At 42.1% G+C, this 26,689-nt stretch carries 24 protein-coding genes; 7 read left to right on the top strand and 17 right to left on the bottom strand.

Features of this window, described 5'->3' with window-relative positions; translation table 11 throughout:
- Nucleotides 1-2 precede the first annotated feature (2 nt).
- Complete coding sequence (gene dld / locus ACFOHL_RS11540; RefSeq protein ID WP_376920459.1) at nucleotides 3-1,721, bottom strand: D-lactate dehydrogenase; 1,719 nt, start codon at nucleotides 1,719-1,721, stop codon at nucleotides 3-5.
- 281 nt (nucleotides 1,722-2,002) lie between these two features.
- On the opposite strand from dld, the gene ACFOHL_RS11545 reads away from it, so the two are divergent.
- Complete coding sequence (locus ACFOHL_RS11545) at nucleotides 2,003-3,193, top strand: MFS transporter (protein ID WP_376920460.1); 1,191 nt, start codon at nucleotides 2,003-2,005, stop codon at nucleotides 3,191-3,193.
- 69 nt (nucleotides 3,194-3,262) lie between these two features.
- On the opposite strand, the gene ACFOHL_RS11550 is transcribed toward ACFOHL_RS11545, so the two are convergent.
- The 6 genes from ACFOHL_RS11550 to ACFOHL_RS11575 all read right to left on the bottom strand — a co-directional run bounded on the left by ACFOHL_RS11550 (nucleotide 3,263) and on the right by ACFOHL_RS11575 (nucleotide 7,366).
- On the bottom strand, nucleotides 3,263-4,450 hold the full coding sequence (locus ACFOHL_RS11550; protein ID WP_376920386.1) for a glutathionylspermidine synthase family protein: 1,188 nt from the start codon (nucleotides 4,448-4,450) through the stop codon (nucleotides 3,263-3,265).
- The gene (locus ACFOHL_RS11555; protein ID WP_376920387.1) at nucleotides 4,451-5,068 is read right to left on the bottom strand and encodes a DUF1190 domain-containing protein; all 618 of its coding nucleotides are present in this window, start codon (nucleotides 5,066-5,068) and stop codon (nucleotides 4,451-4,453) included.
- A 13-nt stretch (nucleotides 5,069-5,081) separates the two neighbouring features.
- Nucleotides 5,082-5,495, bottom strand: a complete 414-nt coding sequence (locus ACFOHL_RS11560; protein WP_376920388.1) for a DUF350 domain-containing protein — start codon at nucleotides 5,493-5,495, stop codon at nucleotides 5,082-5,084.
- A 72-nt stretch (nucleotides 5,496-5,567) separates the two neighbouring features.
- Nucleotides 5,568-6,212 (bottom strand): YjfK family protein, encoded by a 645-nt coding sequence (locus ACFOHL_RS11565; RefSeq protein WP_376920389.1) that lies wholly within the window; start codon nucleotides 6,210-6,212, stop codon nucleotides 5,568-5,570.
- Between the two features lie 74 nt (nucleotides 6,213-6,286).
- A complete protein-coding gene (locus ACFOHL_RS11570) occupies nucleotides 6,287-6,964 on the bottom strand; it encodes a PspA/IM30 family protein (RefSeq protein WP_376920390.1) in 678 nt (225 codons plus the stop codon).
- A gap of 12 nt (nucleotides 6,965-6,976) precedes the next feature.
- Nucleotides 6,977-7,366, bottom strand: coding sequence for a DUF2170 family protein (locus tag ACFOHL_RS11575; RefSeq protein WP_376920391.1), 390 nt, complete (start codon nucleotides 7,364-7,366; stop codon nucleotides 6,977-6,979).
- Between the two features lie 212 nt (nucleotides 7,367-7,578).
- Here ACFOHL_RS11575 and ACFOHL_RS11580 point away from each other — a divergent pair, with 212 nt between their 5' ends.
- Nucleotides 7,579-7,857: a DUF6471 domain-containing protein gene (locus ACFOHL_RS11580; protein ID WP_376920392.1), complete on the top strand. Its 279-nt coding sequence runs from the start codon at nucleotides 7,579-7,581 to the stop codon at nucleotides 7,855-7,857.
- 37 nt (nucleotides 7,858-7,894) lie between these two features.
- On the opposite strand, the gene ACFOHL_RS11585 is transcribed toward ACFOHL_RS11580, so the two are convergent.
- The gene (locus tag ACFOHL_RS11585; protein ID WP_376920393.1) at nucleotides 7,895-8,302 is read right to left on the bottom strand and encodes a response regulator; all 408 of its coding nucleotides are present in this window, start codon (nucleotides 8,300-8,302) and stop codon (nucleotides 7,895-7,897) included.
- 162 nt (nucleotides 8,303-8,464) lie between these two features.
- Here ACFOHL_RS11585 and ACFOHL_RS11590 point away from each other — a divergent pair, with 162 nt between their 5' ends.
- Entirely contained in the window at nucleotides 8,465-9,259 is a 795-nt protein-coding gene (locus tag ACFOHL_RS11590) for a 3-keto-disaccharide hydrolase (protein ID WP_376920394.1), read from the top strand.
- Nucleotides 9,260-9,565: 306 nt separating this feature from the next.
- Here ACFOHL_RS11590 and ACFOHL_RS11595 read toward each other — a convergent pair whose 3' ends face one another.
- Together ACFOHL_RS11595 and ACFOHL_RS11600 are read right to left on the bottom strand one after the other, a co-directional pair.
- Entirely contained in the window at nucleotides 9,566-10,738 is a 1,173-nt protein-coding gene (locus ACFOHL_RS11595) for a phosphoglycerate dehydrogenase (RefSeq protein ID WP_376920395.1), read from the bottom strand.
- A 13-nt stretch (nucleotides 10,739-10,751) separates the two neighbouring features.
- Nucleotides 10,752-11,870: a phosphoserine transaminase gene (locus ACFOHL_RS11600; protein WP_376920396.1), complete on the bottom strand. Its 1,119-nt coding sequence runs from the start codon at nucleotides 11,868-11,870 to the stop codon at nucleotides 10,752-10,754.
- Nucleotides 11,871-11,995: 125 nt separating this feature from the next.
- Between ACFOHL_RS11600 and ACFOHL_RS11605 the strand changes: the two genes are divergently transcribed.
- The 3 genes from ACFOHL_RS11605 (at nucleotide 11,996) to ACFOHL_RS11615 (ending at nucleotide 18,113) form a co-directional block, all read left to right on the top strand.
- Nucleotides 11,996-12,919, top strand: a complete 924-nt coding sequence (locus tag ACFOHL_RS11605; RefSeq protein WP_376920397.1) for a hypothetical protein — start codon at nucleotides 11,996-11,998, stop codon at nucleotides 12,917-12,919.
- A 177-nt stretch (nucleotides 12,920-13,096) separates the two neighbouring features.
- Nucleotides 13,097-17,209 carry a DUF7133 domain-containing protein gene (locus tag ACFOHL_RS11610; protein ID WP_376920398.1) on the top strand — a complete coding sequence of 1,371 codons (4,113 nt, stop codon included), beginning with the start codon at nucleotides 13,097-13,099 and terminating at the stop codon, nucleotides 17,207-17,209.
- On the top strand, nucleotides 17,199-18,113 hold the full coding sequence (locus ACFOHL_RS11615) for a sugar phosphate isomerase/epimerase family protein (protein WP_376920399.1): 915 nt from the start codon (nucleotides 17,199-17,201) through the stop codon (nucleotides 18,111-18,113). Before ACFOHL_RS11610 ends, ACFOHL_RS11615 begins: the two co-directional genes overlap by 11 nt.
- A 6-nt stretch (nucleotides 18,114-18,119) precedes the next feature.
- On the opposite strand, the gene ACFOHL_RS11620 is transcribed toward ACFOHL_RS11615, so the two are convergent.
- Together ACFOHL_RS11620 and ACFOHL_RS11625 are read right to left on the bottom strand one after the other, a co-directional pair.
- A complete protein-coding gene (locus ACFOHL_RS11620) occupies nucleotides 18,120-19,961 on the bottom strand; it encodes an ABC transporter ATP-binding protein (RefSeq protein ID WP_376920400.1) in 1,842 nt (613 codons plus the stop codon).
- A gap of 117 nt (nucleotides 19,962-20,078) precedes the next feature.
- Nucleotides 20,079-20,492 carry an MAPEG family protein gene (locus ACFOHL_RS11625; protein ID WP_376920401.1) on the bottom strand — a complete coding sequence of 138 codons (414 nt, stop codon included), beginning with the start codon at nucleotides 20,490-20,492 and terminating at the stop codon, nucleotides 20,079-20,081.
- A gap of 349 nt (nucleotides 20,493-20,841) precedes the next feature.
- Here ACFOHL_RS11625 and ACFOHL_RS11630 point away from each other — a divergent pair, with 349 nt between their 5' ends.
- On the top strand, nucleotides 20,842-21,357 hold the full coding sequence (locus tag ACFOHL_RS11630) for a rhodanese-like domain-containing protein (RefSeq protein WP_376920402.1): 516 nt from the start codon (nucleotides 20,842-20,844) through the stop codon (nucleotides 21,355-21,357).
- 84 nt (nucleotides 21,358-21,441) lie between these two features.
- Here the strand turns inward: ACFOHL_RS11630 and ACFOHL_RS11635 are convergent, their stop codons facing one another.
- The 5 genes from ACFOHL_RS11635 to pyrC form a co-directional block, all read right to left on the bottom strand.
- Nucleotides 21,442-22,239 (bottom strand): sulfotransferase family 2 domain-containing protein, encoded by a 798-nt coding sequence (locus ACFOHL_RS11635; RefSeq protein WP_376920403.1) that lies wholly within the window; start codon nucleotides 22,237-22,239, stop codon nucleotides 21,442-21,444.
- A 105-nt stretch (nucleotides 22,240-22,344) separates the two neighbouring features.
- Nucleotides 22,345-23,043: a hypothetical protein gene (locus ACFOHL_RS11640; protein WP_376920404.1), complete on the bottom strand. Its 699-nt coding sequence runs from the start codon at nucleotides 23,041-23,043 to the stop codon at nucleotides 22,345-22,347.
- On the bottom strand, nucleotides 23,040-24,092 hold the full coding sequence (locus ACFOHL_RS11645; protein ID WP_376920405.1) for a GSCFA domain-containing protein: 1,053 nt from the start codon (nucleotides 24,090-24,092) through the stop codon (nucleotides 23,040-23,042). Before ACFOHL_RS11645 ends, ACFOHL_RS11640 begins: the two co-directional genes overlap by 4 nt.
- A 114-nt stretch (nucleotides 24,093-24,206) precedes the next feature.
- Nucleotides 24,207-25,592, bottom strand: coding sequence for an ATP-dependent RNA helicase DbpA (gene dbpA / locus ACFOHL_RS11650; RefSeq protein ID WP_376920406.1), 1,386 nt, complete (start codon nucleotides 25,590-25,592; stop codon nucleotides 24,207-24,209).
- Nucleotide 25,593: 1 nt separating this feature from the next.
- The gene (gene pyrC / locus ACFOHL_RS11655) at nucleotides 25,594-26,631 is read right to left on the bottom strand and encodes a dihydroorotase (protein WP_376920407.1); all 1,038 of its coding nucleotides are present in this window, start codon (nucleotides 26,629-26,631) and stop codon (nucleotides 25,594-25,596) included.
- Nucleotides 26,632-26,689: the final 58 nt, after the last annotated feature.

Here is a 26,689-nt window from a genome sequence, read left to right on the forward strand (position 1 = left end):
CCTCAGCTACAGCATGCACAATTGCGCTGATGTTTGTCCATTTTCCCAATGCCTGGATTAAAGGTGTTGGTGGGATCTAAATCTCGATAAAAGTCCTTAAGTGCTTTATCGGCCTCATACATATGACCCACATTGTGCTCTGCGGGATATTTTGCTCCTCGCTTATCTAATAAAGCCAACATCTTTGCTTTGACTTGTTGAGGGTCACTGCCCTTTTTCAAAATATAGTCTTGATGAAATACATGGCAAAAAAAATGTCCATAATACAAAGGCCTTTCGATGTCTTCAGCAATCTCATCGGGTAAAACTTCCACCCATTGGCAGTCGTTCCGGCGCAACGCAATATCCAACGCAAGGATTTCGCCCACTTTTTGTTCATGCATCACTTGATAACGGATAGCGGCTCCCGCTGCCGCAAAACGCAATAAGAAAGCTTGGGAAGCTTCTTCGTGGTTAAGCTTCACAAACTCACCTGAATTAGCTTGTTCGGAAAACATCTGTGCTAGATATTGTTGCGCTTCTGCAATGCCACCATCACTCATTTTTAAAATCAAATGATGAGTATATCTATCTCTAAAGCGCATCAAACCTTGGTTAAGATGAGAAGGAAATAATTTAGCGACAAATTGCATCACTTTGTCACTGAAGTTGTTTGGAATAATGCTCAGCCTGTTTAATACCGCATCTATTCTGCCTTTTGCTGCAAACATAGAAGGCATAAAGTCGGTACCTAAATGCTTGATACTTAAAAATGTATCCTTACCATATTCTTTTGCAATGTCGAAAGCATCACGATGCAGGTATTCACCTACTTCAGGTAAGTGAGCAAATTGCGTGAGTATGTCTCGGCGAATTTTTGTCAATACATCTGGATCATTTGTGCCGATATAAAAAGTTTGTTCTGTTTTTGGTATTTCAAAGGTATCCAGTCGCACGGCAAAGATAGCAATTTTGCCGGCGCAACCACTGGCTTCATATAAACGAGATCTATCAGCATTGTAACGACTGGGGCTGTCTGCATCGACATCGCGTAGCCGTGATTCATAGTCACGAGCAGAGGCGTGTTTACCTTTTTGCTGATCTTGTTCAATCTCTATTTGTCGTTCAAATTTACCTGACATGAGATTTGTTAGGATCTCCTCGGGCGCTTCGCCTAAGTTAATCCCTAGATGGTTGACGAGCACCAGTTCACCTTGAGCATTTACTTGCGCAAAAAGTGACAGCTCTGTATACGCTGGTCCACGCTTTACCAGTGCGCCGCCAGAGTTGTTGGCAATCCCACCAACAATAGAAGCACCTAGGCAAGACGAGCCTATTACGGAGTGCGGGGCACGATTGAGAGGCTTGAGTACTTTTTCTAATTTGTGAAGGCTGGCACCGGGAAAACTAATAACTTGCTCGCCCTGCCCTAGCACAAACAACTCATCCATTGCCAAGGTATTAATCACGATTACGTCTCGATCATAGTCGTGACCGTTTGGCGCAGAACCTTCTGTCAAACCGGTATTAGCTGCTTGCATGACAATTATGCAATTTGAAGCCACACACACTTCGAGTACACGCCAGTATTCAAGCAATGTCTGCGGAAAAATTACAGCTAAAGCACTCCCCTCTCCCGAACGCCAGCCGCTTCGGTAATGCGCTGTTTTCTTATCATCAGTAAGGATATTTTTAAACGCTAAGATAGTCGATAGTTGCTTGATAACAGGATGGCTTGTCAATTTTTTTCCAATTTTTTCAGGTGGTGTTCCCTTCTTAAAGATAGGGCGGAATGACTCTGTGCTCAATAGGCTTAACTAAAATCAAAAACGCAGCAAGTATGTCCATGTGCGCTTTCGTTTCTCATGCATAAGACACAAACTTTTAATTCTGCTCATTCCTATTGAGCAGACTGTATTACCGCACCAAATTAAAGGAACATCACTCTTTTATTTCTACTTTTTAGTTTGTTAGGCAGTATAATCATTGCTTGCGCGACATGGAAGAATGGGATGAATACGGTATGGCAAACTTTTCAAAATTCAGAGAAAAACCAGAACTTTTATTACTCGCGATGGCATTTGTCATGCCTTTGGTATTTTCTGTATGGGTGGCGCTCTTAAATAATTTTGTTGTTGAAAAAGCACAATTTACAGGGGCGGAGATAGGTTTACTTCAAAGTTTGAGAGAGGTACCGGGCTTTCTCGCATTTACAGCCGTTTTTGTTCTTTTAATAATCAAAGAACAAACTTTCGCCATGCTTTCACTATTAATTCTGTGTATCGGTGTTGCGATCACTGGGTTCCTGCCCTTTGAAATAGGCCTATATTGCACAACAGTGTTTATGTCTATCGGTTTTCACTACTTTGAAACCATCAACCAATCATTGACTCTACAATGGTTGCACAAAGATAAAACCGCGCATTTTATGGGGCAACAACTTGCGGTGAAAAGCTTTGCATCGTTGTTTGCCTACGGCTCAATTTGGCTACTGATGGAGTGGTTTGGTATCGACTATACGGCTATGTATATGTTAGCTGGCGGTTTTGGCCTTATTTTAGTGGTATCTATGTGGCTGTTTTTTAAACGTTTTGAACAAGCCTCGCCACAACACAAACACATGGTATTGCGCAAGCGATACTGGTTGTACTATGCCCTGACTTTTTTTAGTGGTGCGCGGCGTCAGATATTTTTAGTTTTTGCTTCTTTTATGATGGTTGAAAAATTTTCTTATTCTGTCGGTCAAATAAGTCTGCTATTCATTATCAATTACCTATTCAATTTAGCCTTCGCTCCCAAAATTGGGCAATGGATTGCAAAAGTAGGAGAGCGTCGAGCCTTAAGTATTGAATATATTGGCTTAACGGTAGTTTTTATCTCATATGCACTCGTGACAAATGCGACTTTTGCTGCTGTACTATTTGTCATCGACCATTTGTTTTTTGCAATGGCAATAGCAATGAAAACCTATTTTCAGAAGATTGCCGATCCAAAAGATATCGCCTCAACTGCGGGTGTCGCTTTTACCATTAACCACATCGCTGCAGTAGTTATTCCTGCATTACTGGGCGTTTTGTGGCTGAGTTCACCCAGCGCAGTGTTTGTTATCGGTGCTATTTTCGCGCTTTGTTCTCTGCTACTCGCATTAAACATTCCTAATACACCCATGCATGGAAGCGAAGTGCGCTTTGCGCTAAACCTTAAAAAATCATAATGACATCTGAACGAGTGAATGGGTAAGCGTCTAAACAAGGATTTGCCGTCAAGCGGTGAGTATTCATTTTTATAGGATAACGTGTGGTAAGTAACGGCTCATGTCTTGCGTAATAGCTTGGCTGTCTTCTCGAATAGAAATACCCGCAGCTTGATCATCAATCAACCAACTGCCAATCAAGGTATGGTTGCCATGAAATGTTGGCAATGTATGTCTTTGCTGGTATATGTAGCCTTCCGCGCCGTAGGGGCCATCAGATTTCGCCAACCCAGCTTCGTCGCCAACGACCTTCCCCAAGTGATCAGTAAAAGAAATATTTGCGCCTTCACGCGAAAAAAGCGGTTTTTTCACTAAATTCATGCCTTCTGGCACGAGCATTAGCTCATCTTCAAAGTAAGCGGGGAGTAAATTGGGATGATCAGGAAACATTTTCCATAGCATTGGTAACAAGGCTTTATTGGAGAGTATGGCTTTCCATGGCGGCTCAAGCCACCGAATATTTTGTTGGCCGAGTAAGCCCCCATACTCGTCTTCAAACATAAACTCCCAAGGGTACAGTTTGAACATCCAATGGATAATCACGTTGTCCAAATCGGTAAAATTGTTGTTACTATCAATACCGATATCTTCTATGAAAACAAATTTGGTCTCGATCCCTGCCGCAATAGCACAATCTTCGAGATACTGGACGGTGCCTCTATCCTCTTCAGTGCCCTTACAACATGCAAAGTGCAGCGTTCTCTCTGGGTTTAGAGCATGCAATTCTTTAAAACGATTAACTAATTTTTCTTGGACTGAGTTAAACTGGTCAGCCTGCCTATTCACTTGTTGATTATCGACTTGGTTTTCGAGCCACATCCATTGCCAAAACCCCGTTTCGTATATTGATGTTGGCGTATCCGCATTGTTTTCGTATAGCTTAGCTACGCCCATACCATCGTGGGCAAAATCTAAACGCGAATACAAAGATGGGTCGCCATTTTCCCAACTTTTTCGAATAAACGCCCACTGTGTCTCAGGGATAGCAAATTTTCGTAGCAAATTGTCATCGTTTAATACTGCTTGCACGACCGACAAGCACATCTGGTGTATTTCTTCAGTGGGCGCTTCTATCCCTTGCTCAATTTGCTCAAGCGTAAATTGATAGTAAGCCGATTCATCCCAGTATTTTTCACCATACATCGTATGAAACTTAAAGCCGAATTCTTCAGCCATGGCTTCCCAGTTTGCCCTCTCCTCGCAAGGAATACGAAGCACTTATCCTCCCCAGCCGCTCTTTCCTGAGGATTTGCTACTGCCCCAATTACTTTTTGCTGATGCCGTGGCACCAAAGCCGCCCCGCGAAATGGTGCGAGTAACTTTAGGCTTTGGCTTGAGCACTTCTCTTGAAACTCGGTATGAGCGCTGACCCGGTGAGCCTATGACGTAACCGTCACTGGTCATGATCTGGTTGCGATACCGACCACTTCCAGAATACAAATAAGCTGGGTAAGAATGTTTGTAGCGATGCTTTCGCTCGAAGGCATCACCGACTTCATCGATGATTTCTGAAACAATATAACCGGTCATAAAAGGGACAAAAAAGCTGCCTTGACGTTCACAAGAGCCAAACTCATTCATGCAATCCCTTTCGTATTGGTAACGCGGTGCCGTTGACTCTGCATCGAGTAAGGCTTGTTCATAGGCGGCTTGACATTGAGACTCTGTCAACGAAGTAGTATCAGTACATTCAGCCACCGAGCGAACAAATTTGACTTCCTCGCCTCCCGAACCATTAGAACAACCACTAATTACCGCCAGTGACAAAGGTGCTAAAGCAAATGCGCGAGCGCGCTTTCTCATTAGACTGAGATCAAGAAACGATGTTCTTTTCATGATCATGCTCCCTTTAGTAAGTCATACATGCAGCATTGATCAAACCCACTGCAACACCTGTCGCGCCCAAGACTATTCCTGCACTTACTTCGTTATTTTCAATTCTTTCTGTAATTTTTGGCATAAATACAAAGCGCACAATTGAGTACGCGATCAACTGCGCCACAAGTGCAATTACACCCCACACGGCAAAATCAACTAATCCGCCGGAGTTACTCACTGCCCCTGCTAAAGCCGTTGCGAATCCAATGATTGCCCCACCAAAACCAATCGCTGCCGCTGAATTTTTTTCTTCCTTGATTAGCTTCCACTCAGCGTGGGGGGTAGCAAGACCGTATACGCCTTTGAATATAACCAAAAATAAAATGGCGATACCAAAATAAAGTACAAAATGCAGTATTCCTGTCACTAGATCATAGTTGTCCATCTGTATTCTCTCTGAAGTTTATAGTTTGTTTGAGCATAACTCCGTTAGGAATTCTGCTCATTATGCTCTAACTCAGCCATTTACTCGTATTTGAGTAGGCGACAATTTAATTCCCGTACTAATAACAAAACAATGCTCTAACAAATTATTGTCGTTCAAGGTTTCTTCCCCTGATAAATAAAGCTGTTCATACGAACCATCACTTAACTGACGCTCAAAAAGCATAACAAATTGATCAGTGTTAGACACCTCTTCACTTTCATCATACGTTTGCTCTTGCATGGCTACGGGTGGATGGTATTCACTCGTGCTGGTCCATACTCGTTGGTATTCGTGCCCCTCAAAGGTATAGACCGGCACACCAATCTTACGCGTTAGAAGTTCATCCCATTCATTGGCATTGACATGCAAGGTGTCATAGTAATGAAACAAGGTAACGTCGACGATATTCTCTTCAGACACGCCACCTTCACAAACAACTTGTAACCATGCCTCGTCATCTGTGTAAAAACGCAGTAAGGTACTAGAGCCTAACTCTACTATACCCGCTGCTTGAATCAACTGTGTGTCGGCTACATCTTTTATCACTAATTGATCGAGAATGAGTTGAAAAGAGAGTTTGTCAATGTCAAAGCTTGATCCTATGCACAAGCCCATTACCTCTGGTTTTTTAAGACTTGAGCTAACGCTTTGCTTTTTTTTAAAAAAACTAAACACGTACAACTCCTTAATTTAATACGCAACAGACCAAAAGAAGCGCTCCCGATGAGCGCTTCTTGTTTGATTACTACTTACTTTTTGCCTGCTAAAATTTTAGCTAACATGTCTTCGCTGGAGTTACTGCCACCACTAGCTTTGCGTAACTTTGCATCTAAATCTGAACCGGTTTCTAATTCAGCTAGCTCAGATGCAGCCTCAAGTGCAGCGTCTTTCTCGGCTTGTTTTTGTTTGATCCTCTCTAAACTATCCAGTGCAGTCTTAACCTTACTGTTACCACCATCAAAGTGCGTAGAGGCCGCCACTTGCGCTTTTTGAACAGACTGCGTGGCTTTTACCTGATCGACTTGTTGCTCTAACAATCGCAAATTATTCTTTGCCGTAGCCAAGTTTGACTTAAGTGTGCTTTCGTTCTTGATGTAACTGTCAGTGATACTTTGCTCACTAGCTTTTAGTTGCTCAAGCTCGCCAACTCGTTGGGCACATTCTAATGCCAACTCGCGATTGGTTTCTGCATGTTCTGCCGCACTTTGACTGTATTTTTCAATATCTGCTTGCAATGCATCTACCTTGTTCTGACTCAACTTTCGTTTTGCCGCAATGGAATGTAGGCTTTGTCCACACTGCTGAATTTCTTGTTTTGCTTCACGAATTTGCTGATCCAGTATTGTAATAGCCTGCGAATCTGCTGCGTCTTCTAAAACTTTGTTTGTATGGCCTTTCAATGCTGACCAAAGTCTACCTAAACTCATATATGACTCCTACTATTTCAAATATTCTGAATACAATTCAAGAAACTCTGGAACATTCGCGAACAGAGCTTCAACTTCTTCTACAATCACTTCGTCCTTACTGTCTACTGACAAGGCGCCAAATGCTACGTAGTATTCTTCTCCACCAATTACTGAAACCGCCAGCGTCGACAGTGGCACTAAGCGATGAGTGCGCAAAATTGCGTGGTCTAGCGCAGCACAATCTTTAACCGCATCAACTGAAAACAAAACAGACTCCACAACGATTTGTTGTTCACCCACAACCAAAAAGGCATCCAGTCCTTCATCGTTCGAAATGCTGATACAATCTCCTTCGAGTTCTGCAGTAAAATTAATTTGCTCATTCATTAGAGCTAGTATCTGGTCTCGCTTCATCGTCATTTTAATCTCCATGTTAAAAGCGACTTTATCATTGCTAGATATTCAAGCTTACGCGCCTTTGATATACATAATAGTGAGTTTAGATAAAATTGCAACATATATGTTGCAAATAAATCTTATTAATTGCATATGTGTGTATTAATTTGCTTTCGCTTTAAATGCATTGCAATGTTAGCTATACTAACCCCGAACAGTCGTAGGAGCGTTCTGGCATGCAAACTGATAATCACACACAAGTTAATATAAGCGTCAACAACAAGAAGTCAATTTTGCCGTATGCAAAAGGCGCGAGTCTTTTTATCAAAAGGCTCATGGTCGAACACGAAGTCACCTACGATGAAATTGTCGCATTGCTTGAAAAACAAGGAGTGATACTGAGTTCTAGCAATTTGAGAAACAAGGTATCAGGCAATGCGCTATCCGCAGGGCTGTTTTTTCTGATTGTTGAATTGATAAGCGGTGACTTACACGCCAAAATTAAAGTTAGATGAAGGCTGCTCACTCAAAAGAGGAGACTAAGGCAGGGTTTCAAGGAATTTTTCTCAGTAACTTAACGACTCTAAACGACAATTCTTTTGGCTGAAAAGGCTTTGCTAAATAATCACTTACCCCAGCTTCCAATGCATCCATTACCAACTTTTTTTCACGTGCAGCAGTCAGCAATAGAAAAGGGATATGTTTGTGCATTTCAGATTCGCGCACCAACTTCAACAGCCCAAATCCAGTCATCTTTGGCATGTCCCAGTCGCAAATTATTAAGTCAATATCTTTTTTATTCAGAATAGACCAAGCATTTGCACCATTTGTCGCCGTGGTAATTTTTTCAGCGCCCAGAGACAGCAAACAACTCTTGACCAAATTTACCATTGACTCCATGTCATCGACAACAAGTATATTTATGCGCTTTAGTTTGTCTGTTGTTTCTTTATTACTCATACTTATTGAAATGCGTTGACCATAACAGCTTAACGGCAAGTTTAGTCAATTCTTGCGAAAACGCAGATGTTTTTTACACAAATTTGATCATACAAATTATTGAAAATTTTAGATAAATTTTATATACAATGCAGATATTTCTCATATGAATTGAAAGCCAACATGCGAACAACCAAAAAGTCACTGGCAATATCAATAGTTCTTGCACTACTAAGTGTGTCAGCATGCATGAAGATTCAACAAGACCACCCAAGTTTTCGCCCCTTGTTTAATGGCAAGGACTTATCAGATTGGGTAGTTAAAACACATAGATATGCGTTAGGAGAAGATCCTGATGGCACTTTTACTGTCCATGACGGTACAATTCGCGTTGACTACAAAAATTACGAAGGTAAGTTTAATCAACGATTTTCTCACCTGTATTACAAACAAGCTTTCCAATATTTCCATCTAAAATTGGAGTATCGCTTTAGAGGACAACTCTATGATGGCGCTCCTCACTTTGCAAACCTAAATAGCGGGGTGATGTTTTACGCACAAGCTCCCGAAAGTATTTTACAAGATCAAAACTGGCCCTTGTCTGTAGAAATGCAATTTTTAGCATCAGACGATCCGAATACGCCTATTTCGACCGGTAATGTCTGTACGCCGGGCACACACATACGTATAAAAGATCAATTAACTACAACACATTGTATTCGCTCTAACTCCGATACTTATTACCGAGATGAATGGGTAATGGCAGAGCTCATTGTTCAACAAGATTCTGTAAAACACATCATTAACGGTAAAACGGTTTTGGAATACGCCTACCCAGAGATAGGTTTTACCGGCACAATCAAGGGAATAGAAGAAGATAGATGGTCAGAAGGCCAAGTACTAGAAAAAGGCTACATTGCGCTGCAAAGCGAAGGGCAAGCCATCGATTTCAGGAGCATTCAAATCAAAGAGCTATAAGGCGCAGGCTTTAATCGGTTTATTCCTGAAATCTCTAGGGCCTGTTAACCTTTGGTGTACAAGTTTTGTTCAATTATAGTCTATCTGATCGCGGCGCAGACTTGCAGGCCTAATGGGTTAAGTCAAAAGGCTGCAACAAGGAACAGATAGACTATAATTGAACCCTTCTGGGCAGGGCTTGTGCTTCATTTCTACTGCTTTATCGCTCCTTGATGTAGAACAACTACACGGCAGTCGCTCTGCATTGTATAAATGAAGCACAAACCGCTGCAAAATTGCACACCAAAGGTCAACAGACCCTAGGGTCTACGGAATCAATCGTACACTAGTTACATGCTCGATGCTGTTAATAGCATCGATGACATCACCATTATTCATCTTTTCAACATCAATAATATTGTATGCAAGGTCACCGCGACTTTTATTTACCATGTCAATTACGTTGACCTCATGGTCAGCCAAAACAGACAAAACATTACCCAGTACTTTTGGCACATTTTCATTTGTGAAAATAATCCTTTGCCCATCAACTCTTGCCAACGAAACATTGGGAAAATTGACCGAATTTTTAATATTGCCGTTTTCTAGAAAATCCATCAATTGGTCTGCCGCCATCATTGCGCAGTTTTCCTCAGCTTCTGCGGTAGACGCGCCAATATGCGGCATGGCAATGACGTCTTTTCTTCCATAAAAAACAGGTTCTGGGAAATCACATACATAGGTCGCCAATGTCCCAATATCTAATGCTTTTGCGACAGCCTCTGGATCGACAATTGACTCACGAGCAAAGTTAACCAACACCATGCCTCGTTTTGCTTGTGACAAGGCCTCGGCGTTTATCATGTGATAGGTTGGTTTTATTGCCGGAACGTGTAAGCTTACAAAATCACACTTAGCCAGCAGAGCATGCATGTTTTCGGCACGTTGTACTTCACTAGACAAGCGCCAAGCAGCTTCAATCGACAAGGCGGGATCAAAGCCAACGACCTTCATACCCAGAGCCAATGCCATATCGGCAACTAGGGAGCCGATCGCACCTAGGCCAATGATACCGAGCGTTTTGCCCTTTAACTCGCTGCCCGCAAATTGTTTTTTTTGTGCTTCTAAGGTTTTATGTAACTCGCTAGCATCGGTAATGTTGTGTAATGTAGAAACATGGTCAATACCTGCCTTAATGCCACGAGAACTTAGCAGCATTCCTGCCAATACAAGTTCTTTTACCGCGTTGGCATTTGCGCCTGGCGTATTGAAAACAACCACACCTTGCTTACTGCAATCGTCCACGGGTACATTGTTTACTCCCGCCCCAGCCCTTGCAATAGCAAGTACTGATTCATCCAATACTTCGTTATGCAGTTTATGACTTCTTAGCAAAATTGCGTTTGGACTACTTGCATCGGAACTCACCTCATAATTGCTTCTGGGAAAACGCTCTAAACCCTTCGACGATATCTGGTTAAATGTTTTAATTTTGTACATACTATTCCTTCGTTTACGCGCCAGTGAGTTCGCCGTATGCCCAAGCGAGCCAAGGCATCAATGCTTGTAAATCTTGGTTTTCGATAGTTGCCCCACACCAAATACGCAAACCAGCCGGCGCATCGCGATAAGCACCAATGTCGTAGGCAACCTTGTGTTGAGCGAGTAAGTCGACAAGCGCAGATACTTTTTCAGCGGGTAAAGCCAAACTTAGACAAACACTGGTGTTTGAGCGCGTACTCGCGTCTTCTGCTAAAAAATCTATCCAAGTATGGCTTTCAACAAATTCAGCAACAGTCGCGAGATTGTTGTTACATCGTTCAATCGCCGCTTCCAAACCACCAATTGACTCAACCCACGACAGTGCATCTAAATAGTCAACCACACATAGCATTGACGGTGTGTTGATCGTCGCACCAACAAACAAACTCTCGATAAGCTTCCCCCCCTTTGTCATTCTAAAGATTTTCGGCAAGGGCCTAGGAGGCGTAAAAGTCTCTAAGCGCTCAACTGCTCTTGGACTGAGAATCAACATACCGTGGCCACCTTCCCCACCCAATACTTTTTGCCAACTGTAAGTAACAACATCGAGTTTTTCCCAATCGAGTTCTTGTGCAAATACCGCAGATGTCGCATCACAAAATGTTAAGCCCTTTCTATCATCTTTTATCCAATCGGCATTGGGTACGCAAACGCCGGAAGTTGTGCCATTCCAAGTAAAGACAACATCATGGTCACAATTAACATCTTTAAGCGAGGGGAGCTTTCCATAGTCGGCACTCAGCACTCGAGTGCTTTCTAGCTGCAATTGTTTGGTTATATCGGTCGCCCAACCTTGCCCAAATGACTCCCAATACAATACATCAACAGGCCGCTCTCCGAGCATCGACCACATAGCCATCTCCATTGCGCCTGTATCAGATGCGGGTACGACAGCCACTTTGTAGCCCTCAGGCAAACCAAGAATTCTGGCAGTATCTACGCACGCGCTCTTGAGTGCTTGTTTACCAATTTCTGCACGATGGGAACGGCCTAGTAAAGATAAGTCCAGTTTACTGACGTCGTAACCAGGGCGTTTGGCGCAAGGTCCAGAAGAAAAATTAGGGTTGGCAGGTTTGATACTTGGTTGCATATAAGTCCCGTTTGCTTATGGATAACAGTATTGGCAGCCAAGTCTGTTGAATCCATAGTGTTAATTAATTGTTACTAAGGATACAAGGATTAGGGCAAGTAACCAATATTGGCTTGACATGATATATGCCAAATGGTGTTAAATGGAAAAAACACTACTTGCTTGTATCGTCGATGTTGAAACACTTTGCCATTTTGCTCTTTGTTTTCGGCTGTCTAAGTGCTTGTTCGTCAGCGCCGTCTGAATATGTTGATATTTCGCCAACCAAGCATATTGAAGCCCAAATTTTGGTGCATAAAGATATAGTTCTCCCACCCCATTTGAATGAAAGCTCGGGTTTGCATTGCACAAGTAACGGCTTATATACCATCAATGACTCAGGCAACGCGCCTGTCATTTATCGCTTGAATAAAAGCGGTCATGTCACTGAACAAACCACTGTAAGTGCTAAGAACATTGATTGGGAATCGATTACCTCAGACTCAGAGAATTTTTACATCGGGGATATAGGTAATAACACGGGAAACAGAAAAGACTTACATGTACTGAAGGTTGACCGCGCGGGTTCTGCTCAAAAACTCAACTTTCAATATGCTGTTCAGCAAAACGACAGCAGCTCAACGAACAAACAGAGTAGCGCGATGCAACACGATAAAGACGCAGAAGCGATGGTTTACAAAGATGGTTTACTCACCATATTTTCCAAAAGTTGGCGTAGTCATCGAGCCAAAATGTATGAATTGCCCATAGACGGTAGCACAAGTAAATTAGCAGTTAAGAATGTGTCCGAACCTTTGCCCTTTTTAATTACGGGTGCAGATTGGGATGAGACGACCCAACATTTTGTCGTTGTAGGCTACAAAGTGAATACCCTAAGTGTTGTGCCTTATATCGCTCTATTGCAACAAGATTTTACTGTATCCAAGATCGCCAAATTAAAGGGCTACATGCAGGTAGAGGCTGTTTGTGCGGACGAAGGGACATATTGGTTTACACAAGAAAAATTAGCATTTTCTCCCGCAAAATTAGTCAACATATCACTTCAATAAGCCCACTCTGATATTTAGTTATGTATGTATGTTTTTTCACATTTTATTAGATAATTGGAACTTGTGTTTACTAAAAATGTTAAAATAATGTATAAATTTTACCGGTAATGTACTGGGTACGAACCAGCTTCTTTTGCTCGTTTAAGCTCGCCACTATTTTAGGAAAAGTATGTAGATATGTTGAAGTACAAAAATTTTTCTGTCGTGAATACAAAACTTCTCGCCGCGTTTGCTTTTACCCTCTCATTCACATTCGCTTCAGCAAATGAACCAAAGACTGAAGAATGGATTCAGCTGTTTGACGGTAAATCATTGGATGGCTGGACACCCAAGTTTACGGGCTTCCCTCTTGGTGAAAACTACCGAGATACATTTACTGTGAAAGACGGCTATTTAACCGTCGACTACACCCAATGGCCATCTTTTAATCGTGAATTTGGTCATTTGTTTTATAAAACCCCCTATTCTCACTACATTATTAGTGCTACTTATCGCTTTACCGAAGCCGAAATGCCAATCACTAAAGCCATGCGTTGGGCATACAAAAATAATGGCTTAATGTTACACAGCCAAGCGCCAGAAACGATGGAAAAAGACCAAGAGTTTCCAGTGAGCATCGAAGTCCAACTATTGGGTGGTATTGACGACACCCCTCGCTCTACACTCAACCTGTGCACCCCAAACACTGACGTGGTAATGAATGGTGAGCTAATCACGTCCCACTGCATCAATTCAAACTCAAAAACTTATGGTGGCGACCAATGGGTAACAGTCGAGGTTGAAGTATTTGGCGGCGAATATATAAAACATAAGGTCGATGGCGAAATCGTCCTAGAATATGAATACCCTCAGTTATCAGCAGAGGATGTTGAAAAATACTCGCCTTTATATGGCGGCAAAAACTTGCGCTCTGGCTACATATCTATCCAAGCCGAAACACATCCCATTCAGTTCAAAGAAATCAAAATAAAACCGCTAAAACAAAACCAAGTCTTGGCAAATGCGAAATCTAGAGTGTCGGCAGCAAAAATCCCCAACGACATGAAAATCGAATTGTGGGCCGATGAAACTCAAACAAAAAATACCGGATTTTTTACTTTCGACGACCAAGGCAGAATGCTAGTCACTGAGATTGGTCGCATAGATAAAGGTACTAACGATATTCGCAGAATGTCTAAATATATGAGCATTCAGGATATCTCTATCGAAACCATGGATGATCGTTTAGTAATGATGAAAGATCCCAAAAACTTCGATAAGTTTCCTTGGGAAAGCTACACCTCACATTCCGATTACGTAAAATTGTTAGAAGACACGAATGGCAACGGACAAGCCGACAAAGCCGTGCAATTTGCGGGTCCATTTAACGCGCCTCTTGACGGTATTGCAGTGGGCTTAATAACACGAGATGAAGATGTGTATCTCACCAATATCCCAAATTTATGGCGGTTAAAAGATACAGATGGCGATGACAAAGCAGACGAAAAAGAAGTAATGCATACTGGATTTGGCACGCGCATGAGTTTTTTAGGCCATGACTTACATGGTTTAGTTTGGGGGCCGGACGGTCGTTTGTATTTTTCTCTTGGGGACAGAGGGTATTCTGTAACCAATAAAGAAGGGGAATTGCTGCATGGCCCCAACATGGGTGGCGTATTCAGAATGGAAGCCGACGGTAGTAACCTCGAATTGTTTTATAGCGGCCTGCGTAACCCTCAAGAGCTTGCCTTTGACAAATATGGCAATCTCTTTACTGCTGATAACGACGGTGATCGCACCGATACTGAACGTGTGAACCACATTGTTGAGGGTGGAGACTCTGGATGGCGCGGTGGTCATCAGAGTATTATGAGTTTTGTCGACAAACTTCAGTTACGGCCTTTTCGTTACACCGGCGATCCAGATGTTCACACTGCTTGGTTAGTTAACAACATGTCTAAACCGCGTATGGAAGATCAGCCTGCATTTATGCTGCCTGGTATAGCGCAACTTTTCACTGGGCCTTCGGGATTTACATATAACCCCAGTATGTATTGGGGAGAAACGTGGCGAGATAGCTTTTTCATTGCTCATATGGTGGGCGCTACGACAAGCTCATTTGTATCCAGTTATAAAACCACGCCAAATGGTGCTTCGTTCTTAACCACCCCAATCGAAACGATTATTCAAGGCATCAACTCGCCCGACATTGAATTCGGCCCTGATGGACGACTGTATTTATCTGAATTTAACTATGGAGGTTGGAAAGACGCCGATGAAGGTGGTGTATTTGCTATCTCTCCAGAGAGTCCAAGCGCTGACTATGTAGAAAAAATCGCAGCATTAGAATCCACGCTTAAACAGGATTTCGCCAAGTTCAACATTGCTAAGCTCAGCGCCTTATTGTCAGAAGATCATATGAAAATCAGGCAACGTGCACAATTTGAGCTCGTAAAACGCGGCCAACCAGGTGTTGACGCGCTTAAAAACCAAGCCTTGGATAAATCACAAAGTACGCTAGCTCGAATTCATGGAATATGGGGTTTAAGTCAAGCAGTGTTTGACGAGGTATGGCCAAGCAAAAAACTGTCAGTCTTATTGCCTTTGCTAAAAGATAAAAATGAACAAGTACGCATTCAGGCTGCAAGAGTATTAGGCGACCACAATGCTGAATTTGCAGCCAAAGCCCTAGTAAAAGCACTAGACGACAACAACCCTCAAGTTGTGATGTATGCCGCGATTGGGCTTGGGCGTATTGCTTACAAACCTGCAACTAAAAAGATAATTAGACTTGTTAAACAAAATGGTGATGTCGACCTGTGGCTGCGTCATGCGTATGTGATGGCATTAAAAGGCATCAATAAATCAGCTTGGATCAAGTATGCCAAAAACAAGAATAGTGATGTAAGAATGGCCGTATTACTTGCACTACGAATGCTAAACGACGATGACCTAGGCATGTTTTTAAAAGATAAAGATCCTAAATTAGTTGCGGAAGCGGCGTTTGCCATTGACGACAAAGAGATGTTGACACTTAGACCAGCACTTGCAGCGCGTTTAGATGCTTCATTACCTGCCAATAGTGATGCAGAGCGGTATACCCATCATCGGATGATAAACGCAAATTACAATGAAGGGAAAAGGGAGAACGCCAAACGATTATTGAACTATGCCTCGACGAAAGGACTTGCAGACAAGTTAGCGGCTGATGCCTTAGCCGCCATTGAAGGCTGGCATGATGTGAATCCGATTGACCCTATTACTGGCCATGCAACAAAAGCGAATAAGGTTCGGGAAGAAATAAATGCAGTGGTCACTGAACATATTGCTGCAGTATTAAAATCAGTAAAAGGCTCTGCCTTAGTGCAAGGTATGCGCTTAGCTGAAAAATATGAATATACCCTAGAAAGCGATGTTCTTTTGGCAATTGTTAACGACAAACGTGCAAACGATCGCATTAGGGCGCAGGCTTTGGAGCTTATAGTCACACAAGGTGATTTAGATGCCGCCGAGATTGCAGCGCCACTGACAAACGACCCATCCGCTTTTATGGCGAAAGCAGCATTTAGCACAATCATCAAAACAGACAAGCCAAAAGCACAACAAATTGCAGAAGACATTCTAAGGCATGGCAGTGTGGCTGCTAAAAAAGCGGTACTGCCGCAATTACCATCCGTCGAAAATCCAGCCTTGAACGGCATACTGAGCAAGTATATGAAAGATTTATTAAGCGGCTCCCTCAACAACGAGCTAGCACTGGAGGTAGTCAATGCAGCGAAGGAAAGTAAAACACCAGCCATTCAAGCGCTCGTCAATCAATACGAGGCTGAATTAAAAGGTAAGTCGCCTGCGGAAATCTACGCTGTTGCGCTATCTGGCGGTGATGTCAAAACGGGTGAAGACATCTTTTTCAACAATGGTGCAGCAGGATGTATGCGTTGTCACCAAGTAAATGGCATTGGTTCCAGTCGAGTTGGTCCTCAATTAACCGGTATTGGACAACAATCGAAGGACTACTTATTGCGTGCACTGGTTGACCCAAGTGCAGATATTGCCCCTGGCTATGGCAGCGTTACGCTTGTTATGAAAAATGGAGAAAGCACAACTGGCACCTATATGGGTGAAGATGACACAAGCGTTAGAATATCAAAAGAGCAAGTACTTACTTACCAAAAATCAGAGATAAGCGAAATAAAACTTTCTGCGTCGGGCATGCCCCCCATGAATTTGTTGCTATCAACTGAAGAAATACGAGATGTCTTGTCGTATTTATCAAGCTTACAAAAGGAAAAAATAGAAGATGTGCATTAATATTAAATTTAGACAATTTGTTGGGCTATGTATCAGCTTAATAATTCTGACTGTAAATGTTCAACTCGCACACGCAAAAAGTAATAAAGAACATGAAGTCAGCTCGCCCAAAATAAGTGTGCAGTTATGGTCTATAAAAAACGACGTGAAAAATGATTTTAAAGGCACACTCAGCAAGCTTGCAGATATGGGGTTCGACGGGGTTGAATTTGCGGGTGACTACGGGCCATATGTGAATGACGCCAAAGGCCTTAAACAATTTTTAAACAGTTTAGGGCTTGAGGCAAGTGGTGCACATGTGCAAACTCATCTACTAAAAAATGATAATTCCGACAAACTCCTACAATTCCTTTCCGATTTAGGCGCGCCTTATGCCATTATCCCTATGGACAAGCGCGCGGGAGACCCTAAAAAAATTGATGAACTAGCAAAGGATCTTCACCAGTTTTCTGAAAAGTTGGCAAAGTATAAGCTGAAAGTTGGCTATCACAATCATGCCTTTGAATTTGAGGACTTTGAAACCGCTGATGGCAAACTTATGACCTATTGGGAATACTTGACTGCCAAGACTCCCGAAGACGTTGTCATGCAAATGGATATTGGTTGGTCCAACTTAGCAGGAAAAGATGCCAGCACCATTATCAAAGCGTACCCCAATAGAACACTAACAACACATATTAAAATTAGAACCGAAGGATCAACTGGCGTAAACACTATCATTGGCAGCGATAATTTTGACTGGTCTAAGCTTATCGCAGATATGCGTAAACATGGTGGGACGCAATGGCTTGTCGTTGAGCAAGAGGAATACCCTGAAGGCTACACGCCGATATCAGCTGTTGAAGCGTCTAAAAAAGGTTTGCAAAAAAGCTTGGCTAAGTCTGAAAAGTGGATAAACAAATAGCAATATTTAATCTAAACCAATAAAGCCCCCAGTTTGATGTGCCCACAATTTAGCATACACTCCGCCTTGCGAAAGCAGGGCGTCGTGGCTGCCAGACTCGATGATTCTGCCATTGTCGAGTACCAAAAGCCTATCCATCTGCGCAATGGTAGATAAACGATGGGCAATCGCGAGTACTGTTTTGTTTTGCATTATTTGCGAGAGCCCCTCTTGAATAGCCGCTTCTACTTCAGAGTCCAATGCTGATGTTGCTTCATCCAACAATAAAATTGGCGCATCTTTGAGCATGACTCGCGCAATGGCAATCCGTTGCCTTTGTCCACCTGAAAGCTTTACCCCTCGTTCACCTACATGCGCATCATAGCCAGTTCGTCCTTTTGCATCGGACAGATTTAAAATAAATTCGTGCGCCTCTGCACTTTTTGCCGCAGCGATCATTTCTTCTTCTGAAGCATCAGAGCGACCATACATTATGTTGTCACGTACAGAGCGATGCATGAGCGAGGTATCTTGTGTCACCATGCTGATTTTACTTCGTAAGCTCTCTTGCCTTATATCGGTGATGGCCTGGCTATCGATTTGGATCGTGCCACTGTCTACGTCATAGAAGCGCAGTAACAAATTGACCAAGGTAGATTTACCTGCACCCGAGCGACCAACTAGCCCCACTTTTTCTCCTGCCTTAATCTGCAGATCTAAGTTTGAAAAAACAGGAATATCTAAATTAGCTTGTGTTTTATAGGCAAAATTGACCTCTTTAAAAACTAACTCTCCGCCAGAGATCTCGAGCTCCTCTGCATTTTTTTTGTCTTGTATCGCCGCGGGAACGGCCAATGTGTCTATCCCATCTTGCACTGTACCAATGTTTTCAAACAAAGATGAAACTTCCCACATTATCCACTGCGACATACCATTGAGACGCAGACTCAAGCTGACTGCAATCGCGATATCACCCGGTGACACAATGCCATTTGTCCACAAATATATAGCGACGGCAGAAATACTGAAAACAAGCAAAGCGTTACTAAACCATACGCAAGCCTGTAAGACAGTGACCAAACGCATTTGTGGATACACTGATTGCAGAAACTGCGTCATCCCTTCTTTTGCGTACGCTTCTTCTCGCTTGTGATGCGAGAAAAGCTTTACCGTCATTATATTTGTATAGCTATCGACTATTCTACCAGTCATTAGTGAGCGAGCATCAGCCTGTTCTTGAGAAACGCGCTTGAGCTTAGGTAGCATAATTTTCAATACAAATACATAAACCACTAACCAAATGATTAAAGGCAAAGCCAAACGCCAATCAGTGGAGAAAACCAAAATGACTACGGATAAGAAATATACGATAACGTACACTGCTAGGTTGAGTATTTTTGTAACGGTTTCTCTTACCGATAGCGCAGTTTGCATAACTTTTGTTGCAACTCGCCCAGCAAACTCATCTTGGTAAAAAGACAAGCTTTGACCCAGCAAATAGCGATGCGCCAACCAACGAATACACATTGGGAAATTACCCATGATGGATTGATGGGTGATCAAAGATTCTAATACGACAAAGCTTGGCAGAATAACCAGTACAAGCGCCCCCATAAACAGAAGGCGAGATTTTTCTTCTTGCACAAATGTACTCGGATCACGCTCGGCAAACCAATCAACCAGTTGCCCCATAAATCCAAACAAGGATACTTCCAGTACTGCGACTAAGGCGCTCAACAAGGATACGGAAATGAGCACGGGTAACATGCCCTTTGAGAAATAAAGCAAAAATGCAAATAAACTTTTTGGGGGTTGCTTGGGCAACTCACTTGGGAAGGGCTTAGTTAATCGTTCAAAAAAAGAAAACATGAAAAAACTCAATAGATGATTAAATTACATTTAGGCGAGGTTCCCTGAACTGAACCACAAGAAAGCGAGATCCCGAGCTAGCTAAATGCGTAAAAAGACAATGAACAAGACGCTCTACTACAAGAATTTATAAATGATTAAACAAAGCCAATAGCCAGCAATACCAAATTGTATTAAAAAGAAAACAAATCGCAAGGTAATCGCATTATTCGATACAGACAGAATATGAACGCTGCTTTGTATGATTCTGGCACCCAACACCACAAATGCTAGACCATTGCTTATGGCGCTGGAATCTGTTGCTAATGCAAGCAGCATTACACCACACACAAAAGGAAAGGACTCAACAGTATTCAAATGAGCGCGTGTAAGGCGTTGCCCCAAATTTCCAAGATCCGCTCCATTTGGATCAAACTTGAGCGATTTGTCGCTTCGCTTTTTACTCTCTATTGTCCGTATTACTGCCAAAGAGAGCAATAATACCATTAGCCAAAAAATGTAACCGCCAAGGGCTAATATTGTTGCATTCATTTATCACTCCCTTTTTTAACACTTTTTACTTGTTTGTTATCAAACTCATCCTTCATTATACTGGACAACGGACAAACAATTACGCATTTATTAATCTTTTTGAAGTATGTATGCCTTGAATGTTTTTCGCAATCTAAACAGGCTATGTTACTAAAAAGAGTTCCACGGTGGGATTATATTTAGAAATTCCCCCTTCTTTTGTCGCAAAACCGCTGAGAGTATATCCATATACGCTTTGATTTTTCATCCATGAAAAATAAATTTTGCGACAAAAAGGGGGGGCAATTTCCCAGTATAACCGCATCGTGATATGCATTCATCGCCTCAACATAAATAAAATTTTAAACACATGACGTATCAAAACATTAGTGCTCTTGAAGCATTTGCTAAATACCAAAATAACGAAGCAATCTTGATTGATGTGCGTGAACCAGCGGAACACCAGCAAGGACATATATCTGGCTCATTGCTGTTGCCGCTGAGTAAAATCAACAATGCTGCACTCCCCAAGTCGAACAAGGAGATAATTGTTTATTGTCAGAAGGGACTGAGAGGCCAAAAAGCTTGTCAAAAACTTATTAATGAAAATGCTTCTCTCAGTTTACTAAACATTGAAGGGGGTATAGAATCTTGGCAATCCGCCCAGCTCTCGATTGACAAGCCGGCTACCAATACACTCTCGCTTGATAGACAAGTGCAGTTGTTTATCGGCATATTGCTCATTCTGTTTTCCGGTTTATCTTTGTCGATCTCAAGCTCATTTACTTGGGCGATAATGTTTATTGGAGCAGGTCTGTTGATTGCTGGCAGTACAGGCTTTTGTGGCCTTGCTAGACTGCTCGCGATTATGCCTTGGAATAGGTAATCAAAAATTGGGGAAGTCAGCTAACTTCCCAATACTCTTTGCATTCGTCAACCTAAATTCGGGATAGCAATTCAGGTTTATTACTTATTTAAACAGTAAATTATCTGTCCCAAACATTCGTTTGTACAAATCCAAATCAGCCTTGAAAGCTGAATTTACAACCTTGACCAATTCCGGAGAATAAAGTGCCTTAGCAGTGGGATATTTACCTTTCGCTTTCATTTTTAAGAATTCAAGTGGTTTTGTATCTGAATAGTTTTTGTCACCAATCAAAGTCAGGCTATCTACACCGTGATTAGTCAGTTTTCTCGCATCAACGACCTCTAAATTAATTTTATTTTTAAGCGTAGAAGCGACCTGTGAGAAGTTTTCCATTGCAAAGATATCATCGTAATTTTCATATACTAAAAAATCCACTTGAGGACGCCAATGAGGGTTACCAGCCCTGATACGAGGCTCTGCCATACTTTTTACGAATGACGAAAAACTTACATCTTCAAGATCAACTTTGCGCCCTCGTAATTCATAATATCCCCACGCAACATTATCCCTATTGACAATTTTATCTAAGTAAGCACTTGCAAGACGAGAATAAGGGCATCGCAATATGGTAAAAGTATACTTTGCTTTAAGCAGCTCAGATAAATTTGCTGAAAACGTAAAATTATTTTTGTGTATCCAATTAAATTGGGACGGATCTTTTATACAGCCATTTGCCAAAGCAATACTCGTGCGCATCGTGCTACATGCATTTTTGGGAATAAAAGAATAAATTGCATCAGCCAAATAAATGTTTAATGCATGACTGTTAGCTAACTTATGCCTAGGATTGTTGGCAAGAGGGTTGTTGTTAGCGCTGCTATATCTAAAATATCTTATCACTTCATTCTATACCTAGTTTTTATTCGAAAAATCATATAAGCCGCTAAACTATCAATACAAGTACTGTAAGCAAAAGCGAGCTTCATACTAAAAATATGAAAGGTTTTACTTTGTCAGCATGCGTATGAACGATTCTAACCAAAGTCGTCCAAACTCGTCGTTCATATGTTCTCTATCTTCTACTTCATGGAATTCAGATTCATCTTTTAGTCCGATATCTAATCGCTTAGAACCTTTGGTATACTTTTCGAGCGTATAGTACCCACCTGCAATGGTTTCCGATGGTTGAGTAACCAACTCGGCATTCAAAGGCCTATAGTAACTTTCATTTAAATGCTTTATTCCCATGAGATATTCATTTGGAATAACTTGACTTGTATCTTCAAATGCGGCTTCCAACGGAGTATGCCCGACCCAAATTTTTTTACCGCTGATTTGCCTTATTTTTTTAATCAACTTAAGAGAAGCAGTATCAACAGTGTCGCTCAGTATCTGCATCAATAGCTGATCAGAATAAAAATAGTTTGGGTCAATGAAACAAGGTTTACACTTCAAACCATAGACCAAAAAAGTATCATAGTCTTCTTCAACAATTCTGCTAGAACCACCCGAGCTTAGTTCCATTTGTTTCTCAATAAACTTTTTGTGTGGTACTAAAGCGCCACTTTCGATTTTTAGATTACTTATTGTTACGCCACGGCTCGCGAAAAACCGTATCGAAACGTCTTTTCTATTCGACCCAATATCATCCCAACTCCTTTTCAAGGCTGCAGTATGACTGTCACCAATAACGCATAGTCTCATTTTGCTGAGCCTCCAAATGCATCAAGTAACTCTTCTTCGCAGGCATTTTTTTGATTCGCCAAAACACTATTTTTTGCGTCAAAGCGCGCATAATCGCCAAATTTGGCTCGCAAACATGAAAAAAACATGTCCATGACAAAGTTCACACCGTATGGGTTGACACTTCTTAAATTGGGCTCAAAAAAAGAACCTTTAAATACAGGGCTATTCACAATCTCATAAGATGGAAAATAATCGACATAAGCTCTGTTATCGGCGAGTTGGCCGGCAACAGCTCTAAGAATAGATTTAGACTGCATAGTCGCCGTTAGTACATGTTTGCCTGATTTCGTTGCCGTTAACGGTACCGGCGAAACGGTAAGAATGAACTTTAAATTTGAATTGAAAGTTCGCATCAATTCTAGCGCCTCTACTAATTGTTTGAGGACAAAATTGAATTGCTGATTCCTAAAACCATGTGTGTTGTCATCAAATGTTCCTGCAACTGTGCCAGGACACATTGGGTATTCATACCCCTCGACACTGTTGAACCAGCTTTCAGTCAACCCAAGCGTAAAAACAAAATAGTCGGCTTTAGCGATACTTTCGTAAAACGCGCGTAAAGTCTGTTTACGACTACTCTCCATTTCTTCATGACTTAGAAAACCATTTGGCTCGATAGCGGGACGAAAAGGGTCATAATATCTATTGCTAATACACCAAGATTCGCAAGGTATAGTATCCGGCTGCACTGACCAACGTACCCATTGATTGAGAAGGGACGTAGTATAAATATTACCTGTACGAGATGAAAAAACATCAAAATTAAAGTTTGTTTTGCTTTGTTCACTCAAGCCAAATGGAGCTGGCTCGCTTATAAACCAAGAAAAACCTCTATTTTGTAGCGCCTTTCCAATATGTTGCGCAAAGCAGGAACCATAGCTCGCAACCTTGTCTTCTGGCAATATTTTAAACTTGGGCTGCCACAACTCACTTATGTCAAACATGCTTTTCTGTGCGACAGCCGTCTTCCAAAAAGCACAAGGAGGTAGTTCATTATACGGGTTCATCTAGGCTCATCCTTGACTTAAACAATAACTAAGGGGTGATCGTATTTCCAACCACAATAACTCTTACAAAAACATTACTACATAACGCTACAATATAACTGCTTCGTACTGATTTCAAAATTTCCTCGCTCTTACCCGCTTACCCTTAACCTTATGCTCTCTGAATAAGCTCATTGCACGTTTGACGCTTCTGGACTTAATTGCGATAAAGGAGCGTTGTGCTGCAACTTGGATCTTTCCAATATCATCGCCGCTGATTTCAGCCTGTTTAGTCAGGGCTCCTAGTATGTCGCCTTTGTTTATCTTTGCCTTTTTGCCTGCGTTTATCTCGATTGCTTCATACTTGGCTGGAACAATACGGTTGGCGTGAAAGCGTAATGCCTGCATATTTTTCACAGGAATCGTTTGTTCAAGGAAAGCCGCAATTTTTTCTAAATGTGCTAATTGATGCACTTCAATTAATGTCATTGCAAGGCCTTTATTGCCTGCCCTGCCAGTACGTCCAATACGATGCGTATGTGTGTCGACGTCAGGGCTAATGTCCGCATTGATAACTAAATCAACAGAAGGAATATCCAAACCTCTAGCCGCCACATCACTTGCAACAAGCACATTGGCACAATCACTAGAAAAAGCACGAATTGCTTGATTTCTCTGCTCCTGTTCCAAGTCACCATGCAACTCGACAATACTAAAACCCATCTGTCGCAAACTATCGGCCAAATTCTTGACATCAACTTTCTTATTACAAAATACGATAGCTGATTTGGGCTGTTGTTCAGTGAGCAGAGCTGCCACCGCATAGTCGCGTTTACCCGGCAATAACTGCCAAGCATACTGAACAATCCTAGGGTTTTCCGATTCATCTTCGACTTTGATGATTTTCGCCTTGTTTTGGTACTGCGCAGACAAAGACTGAATGCGCCCGCCAAATGTCGCGGAAAATAACAAAGTTTGTGGCTTTTCGGCGTTCTTATTTAACAAGGCCAACAAGTGATCCATTTGCTCAGCAAATCCCATATCAAGCATCCTGTCTGCTTCGTCCAAAACCAAGGTATGTATTGCTGATAGCGACAGTGCTTTTTTTCCAATGATGTCAATGATACGCCCTGGCGTGCCTACCACTGTGTCTGGTGGGTGTTTCAAGGACGAGAGTTGAGGTCCCATTGCTACCCCACCAAACAAGCTAAGTACCTTATAGTTTGGGATAAACTTAGCAAGCAGACGTATTTGTTCAGCTACTTGTTCTGCCAGTTCTCGGGTCGGGCAAAGCACGAGTGCGCTAGGGTTATTTGCCCTAACTTTACTCACTTGTTTTTGTAATATACCCAAACCAAAAGCCAAGGTTTTTCCGCTCCCGGTCTTTGCTTCGACAGCGACATCCTTACCAGCCAATACAGTAGGCAGAGCACTGGCTTGCGTTGCGGTTGCTTCATGAAAACCTAAGGACGAAATGGCTTGAAGCAATACATCGCTGAGGGCTAATTGAGAAAATTGCATATTACTTGGCTAACTTCCAAGAAAGCGTTTCGCCAGCAAAAAACGGAACGATTTGTTCACCATCTGCTAATTCAATAAGCGAAGGCACCTCCCACGTTTGTTGATTTAACGTTATCGTGCCTTCATTGCGAGGTAAGCCATAAAAATCTGGACCGTGATGGCTGGCGAAGCCTTCAAATTTGTCCATTGCATCCAGCTCGTCAAACACTTTTGCATACAGCTCGATTGCACTCCATGCACTATAGCAACCCGCACAACCACAACAGGACTCTTTTTTATGTCGCGCATGAGGCGCACTATCAGTGCCCAAAAAGAACTTTGGAGATCCTGTTGCTACTGCAGCTCTGAGTGCTTGCTGATGCGTGTTTCGCTTGAGTACCGGTAGGCAGTAGTTGTGCGGCTTGACCCCGCCAACGAGCAAATCGTTGCGGTTTAACAGTAGATGTTGTGGCGTGATTGTCGCCGCAACTTTATCACTTGAAGCGAAAACAAAATCGACAGCATCTTTAGTTGTAATATGCTCAAACACCACTTTTAGAGATGGAAACTGCCTCACAATATCAACGAGATACTCATCAATAAAGGCCTTTTCTCGGTCGAAAATATCTATCTCTGCGTCGGTAACTTCGCCGTGAATAAGCAAAAGCATGCCCACTTCCTGCATTTTTTCAAAGACGGGGTAGAGCGACTTAATACCTTTTACAGCCGCATCAGAATTAGTCGTTGCGCCTGCAGGATAAAGTTTACTCGCGACAATTCCTGCCTCTTTAGCTCTGACAATCTCTTCTGGAGAGCTTGTATTAGTTAAATACAAAGTCATTAAAGGTTCAAATTGTGCACCTGCAGGTGTCGCCTCTTCAATCCGAGTTTTATAAGCCAGTGCTAATTCGGTGGTTGTGACTGGTGGCACAAGATTTGGCATGACAATAGCGCGTCTAAAACAGCGTGCAGTCGCGGGAACCGTCTCTTTTAAAAGATCACCGTCACGAAAGTGTAAATGCCAATCATCAGGTGCTTGAATAGTTATGGAATTTGTCATTTGTAAAGTTAAACGTACTTAAGATACCTGTATTATGCCCTATCGCTGGAAATAACTC

This window comes from Agaribacter flavus, assembly GCF_042646125.1.
Lineage (GTDB): Bacteria > Pseudomonadota > Gammaproteobacteria > Enterobacterales > Alteromonadaceae > Glaciecola > Glaciecola flavus.